The following is a 21,142-nucleotide window of genomic DNA, read 5'->3' on the forward strand; positions in this document are numbered from 1 at the left end:
CCCGCGGCCCGCTTTTATAATTCTCACGATTAGTTCAGACGCACCGGCATACCGGAACGGTTCTGAATCGCCTGGTCAACAATGGTCGTGTCAACATCCGCCTGAGAGGTGACGGACTGCACCGCGCTGGTCAGCTTAATCGGTACGATTTCGTTGTTGTTGATCTGATCTTCGCTGGTGGACAGCGGGTTATGCACTTCAATGTAACGGCTGCCGTCCGGCTCTGACGTCGCTTTCACCGGTTCGTTAATGAACTGCACGCGCGTACCGACCGGCACGTTATCGAACAGGAATTTGATGTCTTCATTACGCAGACGCACGCAGCCGTGGCTTACGCGCAGGCCGATACCGAAGTTGGCGTTAGTACCGTGAATGGCATACAGACGTCCAATGTACAGCGCGTACAGACCCATCGGGTTATCCGGGCCGGCAGGCACAACGGCTGGCAGCGGTTCGCCGGCAGCAATGTACTCAGCGTGCATTTTGGCGGTCGGCGTCCAGGTTGGGCCCGCTTTCTTACGCTCTACTTTGGTGGTCCAGTTCAGCGGAGTGTCTTTACCCAGCTGACCGATACCGATAGGCAGCACGATCACGGTGTTGGTGCCTTTCGGGTAGTAATACAGACGCATTTCGGCGCTGTTAATCACGATACCTTCGTGCACGGTATCCGGCAGGATCAGCTGCTGTGGAATGTTGAGTACGGTACCCGCTTTCGGCAGATACGGGTCAACGCCCGGGTTCGCCTCCAGCATGTTCGACAGACCGAGCTGATACTGCGCCGCGAAGTATTCCAGCGGCTGAGAGTTCCCTTCCGGCACCGTCACCACCTGGTTTTCACCCACCAGACGGCTTCCGTCTGTCGGCAGGGGATACGTCACCGCAGACGCGGTCTTACAAAAACCTACTACGGCTAACGCCGCCGCAAAAAGCGTTGTTAATTTCATGTTCATGTTATGCGAGGTATCTAAGCCATTCTGGCGATGAGTTGATAAGTCTGAATCGGTAATGGGAGCGCATTATATGTGCATTCCCGTTAACTGGGAATTCAGATGTGTACGAAATCACATTTTTTTCGATTTTGTTAAAGTTTAGTGGATTACCGCAACACGGGATCTCAATTCGGAATTGTGGCATAATGCCGCGTTTATCACACTTTTCGCAGGAATCTCTCCGTGTTAGTTACCAGCAACGTCACTATGCAGTTTGGCAGTAAGCCGCTGTTCGAAAACATTTCCGTCAAATTTGGCGGCGGCAACCGTTACGGCCTGATTGGTGCCAACGGTAGCGGAAAATCCACCTTTATGAAGATCCTCGGCGGTGACCTGGAGCCAACGCTCGGTAACGTGTCGCTCGACCCTAACGAGCGCATCGGTAAGCTGCGTCAGGATCAGTTCGCCTTCGAAGAGTTCACCGTGCTCGACACCGTGATCATGGGGCACGCGGAGCTGTGGGAAGTGAAGCAGGAGCGCGATCGTATCTACGGTCTCGCTGAGATGAGCGAAGAAGACGGTTACAAAGTGGCCGACCTGGAAACGCAATACGGCGAAATGGACGGCTACTCTGCGGAAGCGCGTGCGGGCGAACTGCTGCTGGGCGTCGGTATTCCGGTTGAACAGCATTACGGCCCGATGAGCGAAGTCGCGCCAGGCTGGAAGCTGCGTGTGCTGCTGGCACAGGCGCTGTTCTCTAACCCGGACATCCTGCTGCTCGACGAACCGACGAACAACCTGGACATCGACACCATCCGCTGGCTGGAGCAGACGCTGAACGATCGCGACAGCACCATGATCATCATCTCGCACGACCGTCACTTCCTGAACATGGTGTGTACTCACATGGCGGATCTGGACTACGGCGAGCTGCGCGTTTATCCGGGCAACTACGATGAGTACATGACGGCGGCAACCCAGGCGCGCGAGCGTCTGCTGGCCGACAACGCCAAGAAGAAAGCGCAGATTGCGGACCTGCAATCCTTCGTCAGCCGCTTCAGCGCCAACGCCTCTAAATCGCGCCAGGCAACGTCGCGTGCACGTCAGATCGACAAAATCAAGCTGGAAGAGGTTAAAGCCTCCAGCCGTCAGAACCCGTTCATCCGCTTCGAGCAGGACAAGAAGCTGTTCCGTAACGCGCTGGAAGTGGAAGCCCTCACCAAAGGCTTCGATGAAGGCCCGCTGTTCAAAAACTTCAACCTGCTGCTGGAAGTGGGCGAGAAGATTGCCATCCTGGGCGCCAACGGCGTGGGTAAATCCACTATGCTGAAAACCCTGGTGGGTGAACTGCAACCGGATAACGGTACCGTGAAATGGTCTGAAAACGCGCAGATTGGTTACTACGCGCAGGACCATGAATATGAGTTTGAAAACGATCTGACCGTCTTCGACTGGATGAGCCAGTGGAAGCAGGAAGGCGACGACGAGCAGGCGGTACGCAGCATTCTGGGGCGTCTGCTGTTCAGCCAGGACGACATCAAAAAGCCAGCCAAAGTGCTCTCCGGTGGTGAAAAGGGCCGTATGCTGTTCGGCAAGCTGATGATGGAAAAACCGAATATTCTGGTGATGGATGAACCGACCAACCACCTGGATATGGAATCTATTGAGTCGCTAAACATGGCGCTGGAGATGTATCAGGGCACCCTGATCTTCGTCTCTCACGACCGGGAGTTCGTCAGCTCGCTGGCGACCCGCGTGATCGAAATTACGCCAGAGCGCGTGGTGGACTTCACCGGTAACTACGAAGATTACCTGCGCAGTAAAGGTATCGAGAGTTAAAAAAATAGCCGGGTGGCGGCTTCGCCTTACCCGGCCTACGTTCTATCCCCTCTCCCTGTGGGAGAGGGTTAGGGTGAGGGCAACAGGCCGCACTATACCACCCACTCGCCCCCTTCAACCCCGTTCACCCGCAGCGTACGTTTTTCCCCCGCCGGTAATGACACCTTCAGCGCCTTCCATGCCGGACGATAGTCGCCGCGCGCATTCACCTTCAGGTTGATACTTGCGCCGTCGCACACCATCTCCCATTCCACCCACAGCGCGTTGCCGTTCTGGTAGCCCCAGCTTTCGCCGTCATCCTCAAACAGCAGCCCGGCGGTGGTGCCGACGCCTTTCACCGGGAACAGTTTCAGCTCGCGGGTATCGTCTTTATCTGCGCTCACGTGACGGATGCGTTCGCTGAGCGGCAAACCGGCCCCGGCGCGCACCAGCAGCGGCAGTTTTTCCAGCGGCGCATCAAGGACGATCGCTTGCCCGCCCGCATACCACGCGTGGGTGTAAAAATCGTACCAGCCGGTTTCGTTATCCGGCAGCCAGACGCGGCGCTCGCGCTGCCCGGCTTCGACGACGCTGGCCACCAGCAGGTCACGGCCCAGCAGGAAGTCGTCGCACTCTTCAAAGGTCTGCGCATCGTGCTCATGATCGAGGAAGGTCGGGCGCAGCATCGGCTCGTCGTCGGCGTGCGCCTGCCAGAGCAGGGTGTAGAGATACGGCAGCAGGCGGTAGCGCAGTTCAATGGCGCTGCGAATCGCAGGCGTGACGCCCGGGTACATCCACGGCTCGTTCACCGTGTGATCATCGTTCCACGAATGAATGGTAAAGCGCGGGTGCATCACGCCGTTCTGTACCCAGCGCACGAACAGCTCGGCATCCGGCTTGTCGCCGGAGAAACCGCCGACGTCGTGACCGACGTTGAACAGTCCGGACAGGCTCATGCCCAGCCCCATGCGGATGTTATAACGCAGGGTGTCCCAGTTGGTGCGGTTGTCGCCGCTCCAGGTCTGAACGTAGCGCTGCATCCCGGCGCAGCCGGAGCGGGAGATCAGATACGGACGTTTCTCCGGCGCAAAGCGCTGCTGCGCTTCCAGCGAGGCGCGCATCATCAGCAGCGGCATCACCGGGCGAATGTGCTTGATGGCGATCTCCTGACCGAAGCCATAGCAGCGCGCTTCCCCGTCCCACACTTCATACTCGTTGTTGTCGTTCCAGGTGGAGTCGATGCCCATCTCCAGCAGCTGCGTGGTCACGCCGTTCTGCCACCACTGCACCGTCTGCGGGTTGGTGAAGTCGAGATGCGATCCTTCGTCATCCCAGAAGCTGGAAAGTTCAGGCGCATCGGTTTCTGAATCACGAATGAACAGGCCGCGTTCCGCCACTTCGCTGTAGCGGGGATGATCCTGCAACAGACACGGCTTGATGTTGGCCGCAAGCCGCAGCCCCGCGTCGTGGAACGCCTGGCTCATCACCTTCGGCTGCGGCACTTTGTCGTAGTTCCAGTTAAAGACGTAGCGCTTGCCGTTAATCGAGGTATAGCCGGAGGAGAGCTGGAACGAGTCGCACGGAATGGCATGCTCATCGCACAGGCGGATGAAGTTCATCAGCTGGTTTTGCGCATCCGGCGCGTCGGTGTAGTGCATGGTCGAGCCGCTGTAGCCCAGGCTCCATTTCGGTCCGAACAGCGTTTTCCCCGTCAGGCGCACGAAGGCTTTGGTCACGTCCAGCACGCGCTTGCCGGTGAAGAGGTAGTAGTCAATATCGCCCGCTTCCGCCTGCCAGCGGCGGTAGGCAGTGTGATAGTTGTCGATCTCGTTACCCAGATCCAGCCAGCAGTTGCTCAGGTTATCGTAGAACAGACCGTAGCTCACGTCATCGCGACGGGTGAGGGTGAACGGGATGTGCTTGTAAAGCGGATCGGTGCTGGCCGCGTTATAGCCCATCGCGTCCAGGTTACGCATCTCATAGCGTTTGCCGTTGCGCTGTAAATCACCCGCTTTCTCACCCAGACCGTAAAAACGTTCATCCTTACGGCGGCTGAGATAGTGCGCCACGCCGTCACCGTGGGCGTTCAGCAGGTAGGCGCTGGTCGGGCGGTCATTGACCAGCGGCTGCCACTCGCCCGCCTCATTGCGGTAGTGCCACTCCAGCCACAGCGGCTGGTGGACGGTGACGCGCAGCTGTTCAGTCGCTACGGTTAACGTGTCGTCCTGCTGCGTCAGCGTCCAGGCAGGGCAGGTGAAGCCGCTGACATCGTCACGACGGCGGCCTTCCCACGGCACATCTTGTTCCGGCGCGATGCTCCAGGTGCGGTTCAGCGCCAGCTCGCCTTTACGTTTGATCAGCACACGGAACAGATTCTCTTCCAGCACATACAGGCACAGGCGGTGCTGGTTATCGATCAGCAGTTCCAGATGATTCGCCGGCTGCGTATCGACGGTCCAGTTTTTCAGGGTTTTCATATGCAATACATCCACTATCAGGCGCGCTTGGCGCGACGTTCAGCAATAAATGCCACCAGGAAAACAGCGCCAATCAGGTCAAAGAAGCCCATGGCGATAAAGAGCGGGTTAAAGCCGATTTTGTCGGCGGTCACCCCAATCAAAAGGGAGAACAGGAAGCTGGCGATCCACGCCGCCGAGCCGCGCATGCCGTTGACCGTCGCCATCTGGCCTTTGTCGAACGACTCCACGACCAGCGCGCTAAGCATGCAGGAGATGATCTGGTGCCCGAAGCCGCCGATGGAGATCAGCACGATGGTGATATACGGGTCGCGGGTCACGGCCACGACGGCCAGAGAAATCATCAGAAACGCGCCGGTGACGGAGCTGGCTACCACCGAGTTGACGCGGGTGCAGCCAAACCAGCGGGTGTAGAGCCGGGTCAGGTAGCCGCTCGCCACGCTGCCGAGGTCGGCGGCCAGGAACGGCAGCCAGGCGAACATCGCGATCTGCTTCAAATCCATACCGTGCTCTTTGGCGAGGTACAGCGGCACCCAGAAGCTCAGCACGGCCCAGGCCGGTTCCGCCATAAAGGCCGGGATGGCGATACCGTAGAACCGTTTGTTCTTCGAGACGGTTTTCAGCGCGGTCAGGAAGGGCAGTTTGACCGGCGCAGGTTCGTTATCCTGCTTGATAAACGCCAGCTCATCGCGGCTCAGGTTCGGGTGCTGTTCCGGGTTGTGATAAAACGCCCACCACAGGATCACCCACAGCAGCGCCAGCACGCCGGTAAACATAAACGCACCCTGCCAGCCGAACGACGCGTGGGCAAAGTAGATGATAGGCGGGGCCAGCATGGCCCCAATGGAGAAGCCTACCCCCGCCCAGCCTGCGGCAACAGGGCGCTCTGATTTCGGGAACCATTCACCGATGGTTTTGGCGTTCGCTGGCGTGGCGGCGGCTTCGGACGCACCCATAAAGAAGCGCAGAATCGCCAGGTGCAGCCAGCTTCCGGCACCCGCGTGGAAGATACACATCAGCGCCCAGATCCCGGCGCAGACCATAAAGCCGATTTTCAGGCCGATAACGTCAATCAGCCAGCCGCACAGGGGCTGGAAAATGGTGTAGGCGATCTGGAACGCGCCGACGATCCAGGAGTACTGCTCGGTGGTGATCCCGAGGCTCTCTTTCAGCTCAGGGGCGAGAATACCTAACGAGTTACGGGTGATGTAGTTAACGGTCACGCCGAGAAGAAACAGCACCAGTACGTACCAGCGCAGGTTCCTGATGACGCGACGTGTTTTGCTTGTCGCAACGGTGTTATTGATGTCCTGACTCATTTTCTTCTCCACAAGACGGACGGTAAGGGGACAAAGGTTCAGGTGTCACACAGCGTCAGGCGTTTGAAAGTTATCTGTTTTAGAGCGCTAAGCTGCTATACAACTAGTATGGAAGTTGTGTGACAGGTTCACCTTAAGAAAGAAATTGGGCAGGGAATAGTGGATTTTGTGCAAATTTTCTCATAACAGAGGTTTAATTTTCGGCATTATGACCTTCTCGCAAGTTATTACCTGATAAACATGTTGTGAAAATTTTTTCATTTCACATCCGGAGCCAGATCACAAAATGGACAAAAGGCTTAAAATCACCGAAATCGCCGCCCGGACGCAGCTCTCCATCAGCACCGTTTCTCGCGTGCTGGCTGGGAAGGCAAACACCAGCGAAAAGGCACGGGCAAAGGTGCTGGCGTGCGCGCGGGAGCTGGGGGTAATGGACGGCATGGCGGCGGGGCGTCTGCTGCTTAACAGCCTGGTGGTGTTTGCCCCGCAGCGGGCGTTTGACGAGCGGTCCGACATCTTTTACTACCGCGTCATCCAGAGCGTGAGCAAAGGACTGGCCTCGCACGAGGTGCGTCTGCGCTACTGTGCGCTGGAGGAGAACGACAGCGATGCCCAGCTGTTTCTGGCCCGCATGAACGAAGCGGACACTCAGGCGGCGATCCTCCTCGGTATCGACGATCCGCATATCCACGATCTGGCGGTAGACGTGGGCAAACCCTGCATGCTGATTAACTGCCGGGACCGCCACATGCGCCTGCCCGCCGTCGCGCCGGATCATCGCGCGATTGGCGAGCGGGCGGCAGAGTACCTGTTCGAGATGGGGCACCGGGAGGTGATGAACGTGCTGTGCCTGCGTCGCTACACCATGGAGCTGCGCCTGTCCGGGATCCGCGGCGCGTGGCACGGTCATAACCTCAGGTTCAGCGACAGGCGCGACCTGCTGATGGTGTCCAGCTTCAGCGCCAGAGAGACGGAGCAGCTGGTGAGCGAGTGGCTTCACCAGCAGAAAGGGAAGGACCTGCCAACGGCGTTCCTGGTTGGTGGCGATTTTATGGCGGCGGGGACCATCAGCGCGCTGCAAAAACACGGTCTGCGCGTGCCGCAGGATGTCTCGGTGATGAGCATTGACGGGTTTAATCTGGCCGCGATTCAGGATGTGCCCTTAACGGCAGTGCATGTCCCGCGCGATGAGCTGGGAACAGAAGCGGTATATATGCTCCAGCAGCGGCTGATGCGCCCGGACGCGCCGGTAGGAACGTTGCTGCTAAACGGCACGCTGACCGTGCGGGAGTCGGTACGGCGGATACGTCAGGGGAAGCGACGCACCGCCGTGGAGCGGGAAGGGCTGTACGACGGTTAAGCCATGCCCAGCGCGCGCCTGCCGTGGATGTTGAGATCGTTCACGGTAAAGCGATCCTGCCAGCTTTTCTCATAATCCTCGCGCGGGAAATCGCCCGGCGACGCGCCGGTTTCCAGCGCTTCCTTGACCTTTTTCGCATAGGCGAGATTCTTCTCGCACATTGGCGCGGCAGGAATGTACATCACGTTGCCCCAGCCCTGCTGATTTTCCACCGGCGCGACGGAGTGGATCACATCGCAGTGCCACCACACGGAATCACCGGCTTCCAGCGCCGGAATGCTGGTTAACGCTTCGATCAGCAGCGGGTGCCACTTCTCGGAAATCGGCAGTACGCGTCCCGGCGCCACGCCGCACAGCTCGTCTTCCGGCACGTCGTCCAGCAGCGGACGCAGCAGAATGTAAGCCATTGCCTCCGGGATCGGCACCACGTGCAGCAGCCCCTGGCCGGGGATCATATCCGACAGCGCCGTCCAGCCCTGGAAGGTGCGGAACACCGAGCATTTGGTGGTGTTATCCACGGTGTACTCTTCCACTTCGGTACGGTGCGCGGCATTCCACGGATCGTATTTCTCAACGTTGCCGTCAAACACGCGGGCAAAGACCTGCTGATAAGCGGGCAGCAGCCAGCGCTCCAGCGCGCCAGAATCAGTGTGTGCGCCAAGTCCCTTCGAGGTGGTTCCCGGTGGACGACGGCGGATGCGGTCCGGGTAAATCACGCTCACGTCCGGGTCGAACCACTGCTTGCCGTTGCTCTCAAATGTCCATAAGCGGTTAAGGAACGACTGTACCTGCGCCATCTCTTCACTCTGACGCGCCTGCATTTGCGCCTGAGACCAGTAGATCGGATAAATCTCCGGACGAGAGGCCGTTAAGGTGCCGAAGAAGTTATCGCCGGGTCCTTTGTACACCTCGTCAAATTTGTTCAGATCGAGGTAGTCGAGCATCGACTGATCCCACGCCAGCGCCTGCTCGCGCGGGAAGTGGCCTTTGATCACCGCGCAGCCGCGACGTTTAACGGCTTCGCGCTGTTCGGCGGTGATCGTGCCGTTTTTCACGTCGGCAAAAGGGATCACTGGCCAGACGGTTTCGCCTTTGTTTTTGAGAGCGTTGATTTCCGCCACGCGGGTGGCGATTTTATCGCTGAGCCGGTCGAACACCGCCTGCACGTCGCCGATCTGCGCGCGTAATTCACGTTTCATCTGACGGATTGCCGCTTTATGGTCCGCTGGCAACGTTTCGCTGGTAAAGGTCATAACTGCCTCGCATCTTTCATTCGAAAGTAAAAGTGTCTACAAGTGATACTTTAAGTTAAAAAAAAGTTAATGCAAGTTTAAAACCTTGACGGGTGCCACAGGATGGGAAAAGAGTGAGAGGCCGGAGCGAGGCTCCGGCAGGTAGGGGGATCAGGCGTCGAACGGGGAGTGCGCGTCGAGCACGGACTGAATCACATTCAGCGCGCCCTGATGGTTGTTATCGTCGGTAGTGTAACGGCTGACCTCTTTAATGCTGTCCGCCGCGTTGCCCATCGCAAAGGAGTATTTTACCAGCTTCAGCATTTCCGCATCGTTGCCGCTGTCGCCAATGCCGACGCACGCCTGAGGTGAGACTTTCCAGCGTTTAAGCAGGCGGCTGATGCCGTTGGCCTTGTGCAGGCCGGGGATAATCAAATCGACAAAACCGAAGCCGCTGGTGACCGGCTTCATGATGCCGTCCAGGGAGACATGCAGTTTATCAACCAGATTCGGGATATCGCTGTCCGGCAGGTTCAGGGAGAATTTAAACAGCACGTCGTCAATTTCGCGGTAATCGCTGATGGGTTTTAAGCGATGGTAGTGTTTCGACATCAGCTTCACGAACGCTTCTGGCGCTTTATCGCTGACGTACGCGCTCTCCAGCCCGCAGGCCACAAAGTTCAGCCCTTTGTCTTTCAGCAACTCGCCAATGACGATCTGCGATTCATGACGCGTCAGTTCGCCGTGGAAAATCTGTTCGCCGTGATCGAAGACCAGCGCGCCGTTTTCCGCGACGAAGGAGATCTGATCTTTCAGCTCCGGGAAGAAGGAGATGAGCTGGTAATACTGGTTGCCGCTGGCGACAACAAATTCAATGTCGCGGGCTTTAAGCTGCTCAAACTGTGCCTGGAAGCGGTCACGATCGTACTGCTTGGCATCATCAAGGAAAGTTCCGTCCATATCGGTGACGATAACTTTTACGGTCATACTGTGCTCCTGGGTCACTGCGTTTGAAACATTCTAATAACAAGGTGACGGGGAGCACAAATTTAATTTCATTCGAAAGTCAAAGCAAAACGGCAACCGAAGTTGCCGTTTTTAGTGTTTTCTCCCTCTCCCCGTGGGAGAGGGCCGGGGTGAGGGCATCAGCGTGCGCATTTCCCCCTCACCCTAACCCTCTCCCTAAAGGGAGAGGGGATAAACCGTTACAGCGTATGCTCAGTACGGGCAATAATATCGTCCTGCGCATCTGGCGACAGGGCAGTGAAGAACGCCGAGTAGCCCGCCACGCGCACCACCAGGTCACGATACTGATCCGGGTGTTTCTTCGCTTCCAGCAGCGTTTCGCGGGAGACGATGTTGTACTGAATGTGCCAGCCTTTATGCACCTCGAAGAAGGTGCGCAGCAGCACCATCAGCTTCTGGCGATCGCTGTCGTTTTCCAGCGTCGACGGGTTCAGCTTCTGGTTTAGCAGCACGCCGCCGAGAATCGCTTCCGTCGGCAGTTTACCCACGGAGCCAATCACCGCCGTCGGGCCGAGGTGGTCGGTACCGGAGGCCGGGCTTGCCCCTTCCGCCAGCGGGGTGTGGGCTTTACGCCCGTCCGGCGTTGCCATGGTTGCTGCGCCAAACGGCACGTTTGCGGAGATAGACGACGTGCCCGCATAGTAGTTACCCCCAATCGGGCCGCGGCCGTAGCGTGGGTTATGGTACTGCTTCAGCTCTTCAATGTAGGTTTCGTAGGCACGGGTCAGCAGCAGGTCCACGCTGTCGTCGTCGTTACCGTACTTCGGCGCGCCGTTGATCAGGCGCTGGCGCAGCTGCTCGTGGGTCAGCCCCTCGAAGTCATCCGCCAGCGCCGCCGCCAGCTGTTGCTGACCGATAACGCCCTGGTCAAACACCAGCTTCTTCACCGCTGCCAGGCTGTTGCCGAGGTTGGCGATCCCCACCTGTAGGCCGGAAACCCAGTCATACTTCGCGCCGCCCTGCTTAATGCTTTTCGCGCGTTCGATACAGTCGTCCACCAGCGCCGAGCAGAGAATATCGTGGACGTTCTCTTCCAGCATGGTGTCCACCACGTACTCGATCTCAATGGATTTGCGGGTGTAGTAGCGGATCTGGTTATCCCACGCCGCCATGACCTCATCAAAATTCCCGAAGTTACCGGCAGAAAGCGCTTTTTCCTGCGGCAGGAATACCTGGCCGCTGGTGGCGTCGCGACCGCCTTCCAGCGCCGCCAGCATCACGCGGGCGAAGTTGATAAAGCTCATGCCGGTGCAGCGATAGCCCCACTTGCCGCCGACGGCGGTTTCGATGCAGCCAATCGCCGCATAGTCATACGCGTCCGCTCGTTCCACGCCGAGCTTGATAAATTCCGGGATCACGATTTCATCGTTGTTAAACGCCGGCATCCCGAAGCCGCAGCGGATCACCTGCACGCAGGCGTCGAGGAAGTCGTTGCTCATGCCCGCGTGGTAGCGCACGCTCAGGTTTGGCTGGGTGGAGCGCAGGCGACCGCAGGATTCGAGAATGGCGTAAGAGAGCGGGTTGACCGCGTCCATCGGTTCACCGTTGACCAGCTTCTGGCCGCCGATGGTGACGTTCTGATACAGCGGGCTGCCCGCAGAGGCTTTGGAGTGCGAGCCGGAGCGGATTTTGTTCACTTCCAGCAGCTTCAGCCAGCAGCTGTGCAGCAGCTCAATGGCGTGTTCGCGATCCAGACTCTGGTCCAGCTCCACGTCGCGGCGGTAGTACGGGTAAAGGTACTGGTCCATACGGGCAAAGGAGACGGAGTGACCGTTGGACTCAATTTGCAGGATCAGCTGAATGAAGTAGCACAGCTGTAGCGCCTGCCAGAAGGTTTTTGGCGGTTGGTGGGCGATGATGTCGCAGTTTTCCGCCATGGCCAGCAGCTCGTCGCGGCGGCTGTCGCGGGTTTCTGTCGCGGCCATTTCACGCGCCAGGTCGGCAAAGCGTTTGATGTGCAGGCTTACGGCTTCCAGCACGATATCAATGGCTTTCAGGAACTGGTCGCCGTGCAGATCGTCCAGCACCGTCAGGTTGATGCGCGACCGGCGCTCGGCCACTTTCGCGCGCAGGCCGTCGAGACCTTTCTCCAGCACCAGCGGGAAATTCACCGCCAGGTGTGCGTCACCGGAGGTCATGTTGCCTTCCGCTTTGATGATGCCGGTTTCCAGCAGGCCTTTCTGCTCGTCGGTAAACATGCCGTAGCAGCGATCCTGCACCGTCTGGCCGCGCCACCACGGGCAGATCGCATGCAGGACGCGCTTGTTCTCTTCGCTCACCGCAAAGCCCGCGCCCGGACGGTCCGCCAGATCGTCAATCTCTTTCTCAATCCAGGAGACGGTATATTCCGGGAAAATCGGCGCGGCGCGCACTTCGCTTGCCTGGTTGCCGATAATCAGCTCGTCGTGCTTGATCCAGATGGTACGTTTTGCCAGGTGGTGGGCGAGGGCCAGCGCGCGACGTACCGGGATCGGCTTGTCCAGATGCTGCTGATACATTTCGGTATAGTGCTGCGCGCGCTCGGTACAGACCGGCGGCTTAACGATATGCACCAGCGCCGTTTTGTGCGCCTTGATGCGCTCGCTGAGGGTGTTGAGATTCAGGGTGGTCATAAGTTTATCCTCGTAAGGTCGCGGTTAACCCTTTCTGGCAGGCATACTGCTGCGCGAAGTCCAGCAGGGCAGGGTTATCCAGCGGTTTGTCAGGGGCAGAGTAGGGTTGGCCGAGCAGGGTGTATTTGTTCATGCCCAGCGTGTGATACGGCAGAAAATGAATATCGTGAACGCCGAGTTCGTCGGCGGCGAAATTGGTAATGGCGGTAACCGACGCTTCATCGGCGTTAAAGCCCTGGATCAGCGGCACGCGGATGGTGATTTTTTTCCCGGCAGCGGCGAGGCGCTTCAGGTTGTCCAGGATCCGTCTGGCTGAGCCATCGGTCCACTGTTTGAATACGTCACTGTCCACATGTTTCAGATCTGCCAGGAACAGATCGACATACGGCAGTGACGGCTCGATATAATGCCAGGGTACGTGAAGGCAGGTTTCAACGGCGGTATGAATACCTTGTTCATGGCTGGCTTTAAACAGGGCGTGTGCCAGCGCCGGATTCATGAACGGCTCGCCGCCGGAGAGGGTGATCCCGCCGCCGCTGCGGTCGTAGAAGGGCTTGTCGCGCAGCACGGTGGCCATAATCTCCTCCACCTGCTTCTCTTCACCGCAGACGGTAAGCGCCTGGGTCGGGCAACAGTCGGTAAGGGCAGTGAGCGTCTCGTCGTTAAGCGTCTCACGATGAATGACCAGCCCGTTCAGCGCGCGTTCAACACACCCCGGCGCGGCCTGCTGACACAGGTCACAGCCGTCCAGGCACAGACGGGCATCAAACAGGACGTCCCGCGTGCGGGAGCGGCTTTCCGGGTTCTGACACCAGCGACAGCCCAGCGAGCAGCCTTTCAGGAATACCACGGTTCGAATACCAGGGCCGTCGTGGGTGGAGTAACGCTGTATATTGAAGATCATTTTCTTGCCCTCTAATTACATATGAAGATTAAATTACTTTCGAATGAAAGTTATCTTGATGTGGGTCAATTCCTGAGCAGGTTTTGCTGTGATAGGGTAAGTGCAGGCTAATTTTGAGGGTGACATCATGGAACTTTATCTCGACACATCTGACGTTGCGGCAGTCAAAAAGCTGGCGCGTATCTTCCCGCTGGCGGGCGTGACCACTAACCCAAGCATTGTGGCGGCGGGTAAAACGCCTCTGGAAGAGCTGCTGCCCGCGCTGCACGACGCGCTGGGCGGCAAGGGCCGGCTGTTCGCTCAGGTGATGGCGAAGACCGCCGAGGGAATGGTGGAAGACGCACGTAAGCTGCGCGCGATAATCAATGACCTGGTGGTGAAAGTGCCCGTGACCGCTGAAGGGCTGGCGGCGATCAAAATGCTGAAAGCAGAAGGGATCCCGACGCTGGGTACGGCGGTGTACGGCGCAGCACAGGGGATGCTCTCCGCACTGGCGGGGGCTGAGTATGTGGCTCCTTATGTGAACCGCGTGGACGCGCAGGGCGGGGACGGGATCCAGACGGTGGTCGAACTGCAACAGTTGCTGACCCTGCATGCCCCGCAGTCAAAAGTGCTGGCGGCGAGCTTTAAAACCCCGCGCCAGGCGCTGGACTGCCTGCTGGCAGGGTGCGAATCCATCACGCTGCCGCTGGACGTGGCGCAGCAGTTTATTACCTCTCCGGCGGTGGATGCGGCAATTGTGAAGTTTGAGCAGGACTGGCAGGGGGCGTTTGGACGGACGTCTGTCTGATGCGGTTGCCGGGTGGCGCTAACGCTTACCCGGCCTACATTCGCATTGCTGTTGCCGGGTGGCGCCGTTCGAGCCGTTGTAGGTCGGGTAAGGCGAAGCCGCCACCCGACTTTTTTATTTGCTGCACACCTCACACCCCGGGTTACGCATCAGCTTCATCTCGCGAAACTGGCAGGTCATCGCGTCATACATCACGATTTTACCCGCTGCGGGCGTGCCGTAGTGCGCCAGCACTTTGATCGCCTCTATCGCCTGCAAGGAACCAATCACGCCAACCAGCGGCGCCATTACGCCCGCCTCGACGCAGGTCAGCGCATTCTCGCCAAACAGACGGCTCAGGCAGCGGTAGCAGGGCTCTCCTTCAGCGTAGGTGAAGACGCTGATTTGCCCCTCCATGCGGATGGCCGCGCCGGAAATCAGCGGCGTTTTATGGGCAAAGCAACCCGCATTGAGCTGGTTGCGAATGGCGACGTTATCGGTGCAGTCCAGCACCAGGTCATGCCGTGCAATCTGCGCAAACAGCGCGTCGTCATCCAGCATCGCGTCAATCAGGGTGAACTGAACGTTGGGGTTAATGCGCGCCAGCGCTGTGCGTGCTGATTCCACTTTAGGCTGACCGACCGTCGCGTCGCTGTGCAGCGTCTGGCGTTGCAGGTTGGACACCGACACGGTGTCGAAATCCAGCAGTGTCATGCTGCCGACGCCCGCCGCAGCCAGATATTGCGCTGCCGCGCAGCCCAGCCCGCCAAGACCAACAACCAGCACGCTGGCCGCCTTGAGCGCTTCCTGGCCCTCGAAATCAAACCCGCGCAGCACGATCTGGCGGTTATAGCGCATCATCTCCGGGTCGCTCAGTTCCACCGTCATGTCAGCCTCCGAACAGGTGGTTAAAGCGTTCCACTTCAACCCATTCGCCCGCCTCAACGTGGCCGCGATCGCGCTCCAGCACGATAAAGCAGTTACCCTGACTGAAGGAGCTAAAGATGTGCGAACCCTGATGCCCGGTGGTGCTCACCTCCAGCTCGCCGTCGGCGTTGCGCGCCAGAATGCCGCGCTGGAAATCGAGACGGCCCGGTGATTTTTTGAGGCGCGTTGCCGCCCGCACGCGCACGCGCTCCGGCAGCGGGCTGGCATTGTTGCCTGAAAGCTTCGCCAGCAGCGGGATCACCAGCTGGTAGAAGGTCAGCGCGGCGGAGACCGGGTTACCCGGCAGGCCACAGAACCAGCTGTGCGGAAGTTTGCCAAACGCGAACGGTTTGCCCGGTTTAATCGCCAGCTTCCAGAAGGCGATTTCACCCAGCTCTTCAAGCAGGGTTTTGGTGTAATCCGCTTCGCCAACCGATACGCCGCCGGAGCTGATCACCACGTCGGCAGAGGCGTCAGCGTCGATAAACGCCGCGCGCAGTTTTTGCGGATCGTCAGGAATGATACCGAGGTTAATCACCTCGCAGCCCAACTGCTCAAGCATCAGGTGCACCGCCAGACGGTTGGTGTCGTAAATCTGCCCCTCGTTCAGCGGCTGACCCGGAAGCTGTAGCTCGTCTCCCGTGGAGAACACCGCCACGCGCACTTTGCGGATCACGTCAATCTCCGCGATGCCAAGCGATGCCAGCACCGGCAGTTCGGCGACCGTCAGTTTTTGCCCGGCGGCAAAGACCGTTGCGCCCAGGGTAATGTCTTCCCCGATGTGGCGGATATTTTGTCCCGCTTTGACGCTGGCGGTAAAGCGCACGCCGTCGTCCGTTTGTTCGGTCTCTTCCTGCATCACCACGGCTTCACAGCCCTTTGGCACCGGTGCCCCGGTCATAATGCGCACGCAGGTGCCCGCTGGCCACTCACCGTTAAACGGCTGCCCGGCAAACGCTTTACCTGCCACCGGCAGCGGCTGACCCGTTTGCAGATCCGCCAGACGTACGGCATAGCCGTCCATCGCCGCGTTATCGAACCCCGGCACGTTCAGCGGCGAGACGATATCGCGCGCGGCAATACGGCCAAAACAGCGCACAAGCGGCAGTGTCTCAACGTCGTGCAGGGGAGTAATACGATCAAGCATCTGCGAGAGTGCCGTCTCAAGCGGCATCAGTCCGGCGGTAAAATCCATGGTGGGCTCCTGCGGAGTAACAACGAAAGCGCTCATTATGGCAGAAAAGTGCGGCTAACTGTATGACCCGATGGGTGTACGCTTTACATCACAGTTGCGTCTTTCTATATTCAAAAATCATCTGAAGATTCGTCGACGATAATGATATTTATAGAAAAAGCAGCCAGCCAGGCTGATGGGTGATGCGAAATGAGTAAAGCGGTTATCGCAATTCATGGCGGTGCCGGGGCAATCACCCGTGCACAGCTCAGTCCCGAGCAGGAGAAGCGTTATATTGATGCGCTGAACGCCATTGTGGAAACAGGCCAGCGCATGCTGGAAGCGGGCGACAGCGCGCTGGACGTGGTGACCGAGGCGGTACGTCTGCTGGAGGAGTGCCCGCTGTTTAATGCCGGTATTGGCTCGGTCTTTACGCGCGATGAAACGCACGAGCTGGATGCCTGCGTGATGGACGGCGTCACTCTGAAGGCGGGCGCGGTAGCGGGCGTCAGCCGTCTGCGTAATCCGGTGCTGGCCGCGCGTCTGGTGATGGAACAAAGCCCGCATGTGCTGCTGGCCGGGGCGGGGGCGGAAAAATTTGCCGTCGAGCACGGGATGGACACGGTCTCGCCCGATCTTTTTTCCACCGAGGAGCGTTACCGGCAACTGCTGGAGGCCCGTACAGCGGGGATGACGCAGCTGGACCATGCCGCGCCGCTCGATGAACGCAGCAAAATGGGCACGGTAGGCGCGGTGGCGCTGGATAAAGCCGGTAATCTCGCCGCCGCGACGTCGACAGGCGGTATGACCAACAAACTTCCCGGTCGCGTCGGCGACAGCCCGCTGCCGGGGGCCGGGTGTTACGCCAATAACGCCACCGCGGCGGTGTCATGCACCGGCACCGGCGAAGTGTTTATCCGCGCGCTGGCGGCCTACGACATTACCGCGCTAATGGATTACGGCGGATTAAGCCTGAGTGAGGCCTGCGAGCGGGTAGTGATGGAGAAACTGCCGGCGCTGGGCGGGATTGGCGGCTTAATTGCGGTGGATCGGGAGGGCAACGTGGCTCTGCCGTTCAACAGTGAAGGGATGTACCGGGCGTGGGGGTATGCCGGCGATGCGCCCAGCACAGGCATTTATCGTGAATAAGGGGGCATTGCGTGCCGCACCGTGAAGAGCTGGACAACTGCGAAGTGCTGGCTGTCCACCAACTGAATATTGCGTTTCAGGAAGAGCGGCAGTTCATCCCCGCAGTACAGAATTTATCGTTTTCGCTCAGGCGCGGCGAGACGCTGGCGATTGTTGGCGAATCAGGTTCCGGTAAATCCGTTACCGCGCTGGCGCTGATGCGTCTGCTTGAGCAGACGGGCGGGCAGGTCACCAGCGAGCGGATGCTGTTGCGCCGTCGCAACCGTCAGGTAATCGATCTCAACGAGCTGAGCGCGTCCCAGATGCAGGGGGTGCGCGGGGCAGATATTGCGATGATTTTTCAGGAGCCGATGACCTCCCTGAACCCGGTTTTTCCGGTGGGCGAGCAGATTGCCGAATCTATCCGCCTGCATCAGGGACTGAGCGGTGATGAGGCGCTCAATGAAGCAAAACGGATGCTGGAGCTGGTGCGTATCCCTGAGGCGCACGCGATTTTGTCCCGCTATCCGCATCAGCTTTCCGGCGGCATGCGCCAGCGGGTGATGATTGCGATGGCGCTGTCGTGCCGTCCGGCGGTGCTCATTGCGGACGAACCCACCACGGCGCTGGATGTCACCATTCAGGCCCAGATCCTGCAACTGATTAAGGTATTGCAGCAGGAGATGGAGATGGGGGTGATTTTCATCACCCACGATATGGGGGTGGTGGCGGATATTGCCGATCGGGTGCTGGTTATGCATCAGGGCAATGCCGTGGAAACCGGCACGGTGGAGCAGGTCTTTCATGCGCCGGTGCATCCTTATACCAAAGCGCTGCTGGCGGCGGTCCCGCGTCTGGGGGCCATGAATGGCAGTGATTTTCCGCGCCGTTTTCCGCTGTTCTCACAGACCGAACAGGGCCAGCAGGAAGACGAAACCGAGCAGGATACGGTGGTTCCCGGCAGGCCAATCCTCGAAGTGCGTGACCTGGTGACCCGTTTCCCGCTGCGTAGCGGGATCCTCAATCGCGTGAAGCGCGAAGTGCATGCGGTTGAAAACGTCAGTTTTGATCTCTGGCCGGGCGAAACACTGGCGCTGGTGGGGGAGTCCGGCTGCGGTAAATCCACCACCGGACGGGCGCTGCTCAGGCTGGTGGCGTCGCAGGAGGGGAGCATCACCTTCAACGGTGAGCGCATCGACACGCTCCCTAACAGTAAATTGCAGGCGGTGCGCCGGGATATTCAGTTTATATTCCAGGATCCTTATGCGTCGCTCGATCCGCGCCATACGGTGGGGTACTCGATTATGGAGCCGCTGCGGGTGCATAACCTGCTCGACGGTGAAGCCGCGCAGCGCCGCGTCGCATGGCTGCTGGAGCGCGTGGGCCTGAAGCCGGAGCATGCCTGGCGTTATCCGCACGAATTTTCTGGCGGTCAGCGTCAGCGTATCTGCATTGCGAGGGCATTGGCCCTCAATCCGAAAGTGGTGATTGCGGATGAGTCCGTGTCAGCGCTGGATGTCTCTATCCGCGCGCAAATCATCAATCTCCTGCTCGATTTACAGCGGGATTTAGGCATTGCGTTTCTGTTTATCTCCCACGATATGGCGGTGGTGGAGCGGATCAGCCATCGCGTGGCGGTGATGTACATGGGGCAAATTGTTGAAATCGGCCCCCGTCGGGCGGTGTTTGAAAACCCGCAGCACCCGTACACCCGCAAGCTGATGGCCGCCGTACCGGTTGCCGATCCTGAGCATCGTCACGCCCAGCGCGTGCTGTTGCAGGACGAAATGCCGAGCAATATTCGTAAACGGGGCGAAACCCTGGAGCGCGTGGCGCTGCGTGAGGTGGGACCCGGTCATTTTGTCGCACCACCGCGTCAGGGCAATGCATTCTCGCGGTTATAACTTACAACAGGCAGGAGAACACAATGGTTCCTTTTGTTGCTCGTAAATGGCTGCTGGCCGCGAGCGTGACGGCTGCGCTGGCCGCCGCCCCCGCGTTCGCGGCGAAAGATGTGGTGGTGGCTGTGGGGTCTAACTTCACGACCCTGGATCCGTATGATGCCAACGACACTCTTTCTCAGGCGGTGGCAAAATCCTTCTACCAGGGGCTGTTCGGCCTGGACCGCGAAATGAAGCTGAAAAACGTGCTGGCGGAAGGCTATACCGTGTCGGACGACGGGCTGGTCTATACCGTTAAGCTCCGTACCGGCGTGAAGTTCCAGGATGGCACCGACTTCAACGCCGAGGCGGTTAAGGTCAACCTGGATCGTGCCAGCAATCCGGAAAACGGTCTTAAACGCTACAACCTGTATAAAAATATCGCCCAAACCGAGGTGGTTGATCCGGCGACGGTGAAGATCACCCTCAAAGAGCCGTTCTCGGCGTTTATCAATATCCTGGCGCATCCCGCGACGGCGATGATTTCGCCCGCCGCCCTGAAAAAATACGGCAAAGAGATTGGCTTCCACCCGGTGGGGACCGGACCGTACGAACTGCTCACCTGGAACCAGACCGATTTTGTGAAGGTGAAAAAATTCGCCGGATACTGGCAGCAGGGGCTGCCGAAGCTGGATACCATCACCTGGCGGCCGGTGGTGGACAACAACACCCGCGCCGCAATGCTGCAAACCGGCGAAGCGCAGTTTGCCTTCCCGATCCCGTACGAACAGGCGGCGCTGCTGGCGAAAAACAGCAAGCTGGAACTGGTGGCCAGCCCGTCGATTATGCAGCGCTACATCAGCATGAACGTTACGCAGAAACCGTTTGATAACCCGAAGGTGCGTGAAGCCATCAACTACGCCATTAACCGCCAGGCGCTGGTGAAGGTGGCCTTTGCCGGCTACGCCACCCCGGCGACGGGCGTGATGCCGCCAACCATTGAGTACGCGCAAAGCTATCAGCCGTGGCCTTACGATCCGGCGAAAGCGCGGGAACTGCTGAAAGAGGCGGGCTATCCGAACGGCTTTAGCACTACGCTGTGGTCGTCGCATAACCACAGTACCGCGCAGAAGGTGCTGCAATTTACTCAGCAGCAGCTGGCGCAGGTGGGCATTAAAGCCAGGGTTACGGCGATGGATGCCGGACAGCGAGCGGCGGAAGTGGAAGGCAAAGGACAGAAAGAGAGCGGCGTGCGGATGTTCTACACCGGCTGGACGGCTTCAACCGGAGAAGCGGACTGGTCCCTGTCGCCGCTGTTTGCTTCCCAGAACTGGCCGCCAACGCTGTTCAATACCGCGTTCTACAGTAATCCGCAGGTGGATAAAGATCTGGCCGATGCCCTGAAAACCACCAAACCGGAAGAGAAAGCACGCCTGTACAAAGAGGCGCAGGACATTATCTGGAAAGAGTCGCCGTGGGTGCCGCTGGTGGTGGAAAAACTGGTCTCAGCCCACAACAAAGCGCTGACCGGTTTTTACATCATGCCGGATACGGGCTTTAGCTTTGATGACGCGGATTTGAAATAAA

General features: G+C 58.8%; 15 protein-coding genes. 6 read left to right on the forward strand and 9 right to left on the reverse strand.

Features of this window, described 5'->3' with window-relative positions; translation table 11 throughout:
• Positions 1-29: 29 nt before the first annotated feature.
• Positions 30-950: a L,D-transpeptidase gene (gene ldtB / locus RS584_RS06960; RefSeq protein WP_015571042.1), complete on the reverse strand. Its 921-nt coding sequence runs from the start codon at positions 948-950 to the stop codon at positions 30-32.
• 222 nt (positions 951-1,172) lie between these two features.
• On the opposite strand from ldtB, the gene RS584_RS06965 reads away from it, so the two are divergent.
• A complete protein-coding gene (locus RS584_RS06965; RefSeq protein ID WP_003858434.1) occupies positions 1,173-2,768 on the forward strand; it encodes an ABC-F family ATPase in 1,596 nt (531 codons plus the stop codon).
• A 92-nt stretch (positions 2,769-2,860) separates the two neighbouring features.
• Here the strand turns inward: RS584_RS06965 and RS584_RS06970 are convergent, their stop codons facing one another.
• Both RS584_RS06970 and RS584_RS06975 read right to left on the reverse strand, forming a co-directional pair.
• Positions 2,861-5,224 carry a glycoside hydrolase family 31 protein gene (locus tag RS584_RS06970; protein ID WP_315749141.1) on the reverse strand — a complete coding sequence of 788 codons (2,364 nt, stop codon included), beginning with the start codon at positions 5,222-5,224 and terminating at the stop codon, positions 2,861-2,863.
• Between the two features lie 17 nt (positions 5,225-5,241).
• Positions 5,242-6,543 carry an MFS transporter gene (locus RS584_RS06975; RefSeq protein WP_015571039.1) on the reverse strand — a complete coding sequence of 434 codons (1,302 nt, stop codon included), beginning with the start codon at positions 6,541-6,543 and terminating at the stop codon, positions 5,242-5,244.
• A 286-nt stretch (positions 6,544-6,829) separates the two neighbouring features.
• On the opposite strand from RS584_RS06975, the gene RS584_RS06980 reads away from it, so the two are divergent.
• Entirely contained in the window at positions 6,830-7,903 is a 1,074-nt protein-coding gene (locus RS584_RS06980) for a LacI family DNA-binding transcriptional regulator (RefSeq protein ID WP_193041668.1), read from the forward strand.
• Here RS584_RS06980 and RS584_RS06985 read toward each other — a convergent pair.
• The 4 genes from RS584_RS06985 to RS584_RS07000 all read right to left on the reverse strand — a co-directional run bounded on the left by RS584_RS06985 (position 7,900) and on the right by RS584_RS07000 (position 13,677).
• Positions 7,900-9,156, reverse strand: coding sequence for a DUF1479 domain-containing protein (locus RS584_RS06985; RefSeq protein ID WP_315749142.1), 1,257 nt, complete (start codon positions 9,154-9,156; stop codon positions 7,900-7,902). The two genes, RS584_RS06980 and RS584_RS06985, sit on opposite strands and share 4 nt — an antisense overlap.
• Before the next feature lie 150 nt (positions 9,157-9,306).
• The gene (locus RS584_RS06990) at positions 9,307-10,122 is read right to left on the reverse strand and encodes a Cof-type HAD-IIB family hydrolase (protein WP_032620018.1); all 816 of its coding nucleotides are present in this window, start codon (positions 10,120-10,122) and stop codon (positions 9,307-9,309) included.
• 218 nt (positions 10,123-10,340) lie between these two features.
• Positions 10,341-12,773, reverse strand: coding sequence for a formate C-acetyltransferase/glycerol dehydratase family glycyl radical enzyme (locus tag RS584_RS06995; RefSeq protein ID WP_315749143.1), 2,433 nt, complete (start codon positions 12,771-12,773; stop codon positions 10,341-10,343).
• A gap of 4 nt (positions 12,774-12,777) precedes the next feature.
• Positions 12,778-13,677: a glycyl-radical enzyme activating protein gene (locus tag RS584_RS07000; RefSeq protein WP_017384897.1), complete on the reverse strand. Its 900-nt coding sequence runs from the start codon at positions 13,675-13,677 to the stop codon at positions 12,778-12,780.
• A 127-nt stretch (positions 13,678-13,804) separates the two neighbouring features.
• Here RS584_RS07000 and fsa point away from each other — a divergent pair, with 127 nt between their 5' ends.
• Positions 13,805-14,467: a fructose-6-phosphate aldolase gene (fsa, locus tag RS584_RS07005; RefSeq protein WP_017693747.1), complete on the forward strand. Its 663-nt coding sequence runs from the start codon at positions 13,805-13,807 to the stop codon at positions 14,465-14,467.
• Positions 14,468-14,581: 114 nt separating this feature from the next.
• Here fsa and moeB read toward each other — a convergent pair whose 3' ends face one another.
• Both moeB and moeA read right to left on the reverse strand, forming a co-directional pair.
• Complete coding sequence (moeB, locus tag RS584_RS07010) at positions 14,582-15,334, reverse strand: molybdopterin-synthase adenylyltransferase MoeB (RefSeq protein WP_315749144.1); 753 nt, start codon at positions 15,332-15,334, stop codon at positions 14,582-14,584.
• Position 15,335: 1 nt separating this feature from the next.
• Positions 15,336-16,568 (reverse strand): molybdopterin molybdotransferase MoeA, encoded by a 1,233-nt coding sequence (moeA, locus tag RS584_RS07015; protein ID WP_252010863.1) that lies wholly within the window; start codon positions 16,566-16,568, stop codon positions 15,336-15,338.
• Positions 16,569-16,757: 189 nt separating this feature from the next.
• Between moeA and iaaA the strand changes: the two genes are divergently transcribed.
• The 3 genes from iaaA to gsiB are packed head-to-tail and all read left to right on the forward strand — an operon-like array spanning position 16,758 to position 21,141.
• Positions 16,758-17,696, forward strand: a complete 939-nt coding sequence (iaaA, locus tag RS584_RS07020) for a beta-aspartyl-peptidase (protein ID WP_015571030.1) — start codon at positions 16,758-16,760, stop codon at positions 17,694-17,696.
• A gap of 11 nt (positions 17,697-17,707) precedes the next feature.
• Positions 17,708-19,579, forward strand: a complete 1,872-nt coding sequence (gene gsiA / locus RS584_RS07025; protein ID WP_023296179.1) for a glutathione ABC transporter ATP-binding protein GsiA — start codon at positions 17,708-17,710, stop codon at positions 19,577-19,579.
• Positions 19,580-19,602: 23 nt separating this feature from the next.
• Positions 19,603-21,141, forward strand: coding sequence for a glutathione ABC transporter substrate-binding protein GsiB (gene gsiB / locus RS584_RS07030; protein ID WP_015571028.1), 1,539 nt, complete (start codon positions 19,603-19,605; stop codon positions 21,139-21,141).
• The last annotated feature ends 1 nt before the right edge of the window (position 21,142 follow it).

The sequence above is a fragment of the Enterobacter sp. DTU_2021_1002640_1_SI_PRY_ASU_LCPMC_013 genome (assembly GCF_032389435.1).
Lineage (GTDB): Bacteria > Pseudomonadota > Gammaproteobacteria > Enterobacterales > Enterobacteriaceae > Enterobacter > Enterobacter hormaechei_C.

Bases quoted from the DNA above. Each gene is read 5' to 3' on its own strand.
- fsa (WP_017693747.1), top strand. From the start codon at position 13,805: ATGGAACTTTATCTCGACACATCTGACGTTGCGGCAGTCAAAAAGCTG.
- RS584_RS06970 (WP_315749141.1), bottom strand. From the start codon at position 5,224: ATGAAAACCCTGAAAAACTGGACCGTCGATACGCAGCCGGCGAATCAT.
- RS584_RS06975 (WP_015571039.1), bottom strand. From the start codon at position 6,543: ATGAGTCAGGACATCAATAACACCGTTGCGACAAGCAAAACACGTCGC.
- RS584_RS07000 (WP_017384897.1), bottom strand. From the start codon at position 13,677: ATGATCTTCAATATACAGCGTTACTCCACCCACGACGGCCCTGGTATT.
- gsiB (WP_015571028.1), top strand. From the start codon at position 19,603: ATGGTTCCTTTTGTTGCTCGTAAATGGCTGCTGGCCGCGAGCGTGACG.
- ldtB (WP_015571042.1), bottom strand. From the start codon at position 950: ATGAACATGAAATTAACAACGCTTTTTGCGGCGGCGTTAGCCGTAGTA.
- iaaA (WP_015571030.1), top strand. From the start codon at position 16,758: ATGAGTAAAGCGGTTATCGCAATTCATGGCGGTGCCGGGGCAATCACC.
- RS584_RS06995 (WP_315749143.1), bottom strand. From the start codon at position 12,773: ATGACCACCCTGAATCTCAACACCCTCAGCGAGCGCATCAAGGCGCAC.
- moeB (WP_315749144.1), bottom strand. From the start codon at position 15,334: ATGACGGTGGAACTGAGCGACCCGGAGATGATGCGCTATAACCGCCAG.
- moeA (WP_252010863.1), bottom strand. From the start codon at position 16,568: ATGGATTTTACCGCCGGACTGATGCCGCTTGAGACGGCACTCTCGCAG.
- RS584_RS06985 (WP_315749142.1), bottom strand. From the start codon at position 9,156: ATGACCTTTACCAGCGAAACGTTGCCAGCGGACCATAAAGCGGCAATC.
- RS584_RS06990 (WP_032620018.1), bottom strand. From the start codon at position 10,122: ATGACCGTAAAAGTTATCGTCACCGATATGGACGGAACTTTCCTTGAT.
- RS584_RS06980 (WP_193041668.1), top strand. From the start codon at position 6,830: ATGGACAAAAGGCTTAAAATCACCGAAATCGCCGCCCGGACGCAGCTC.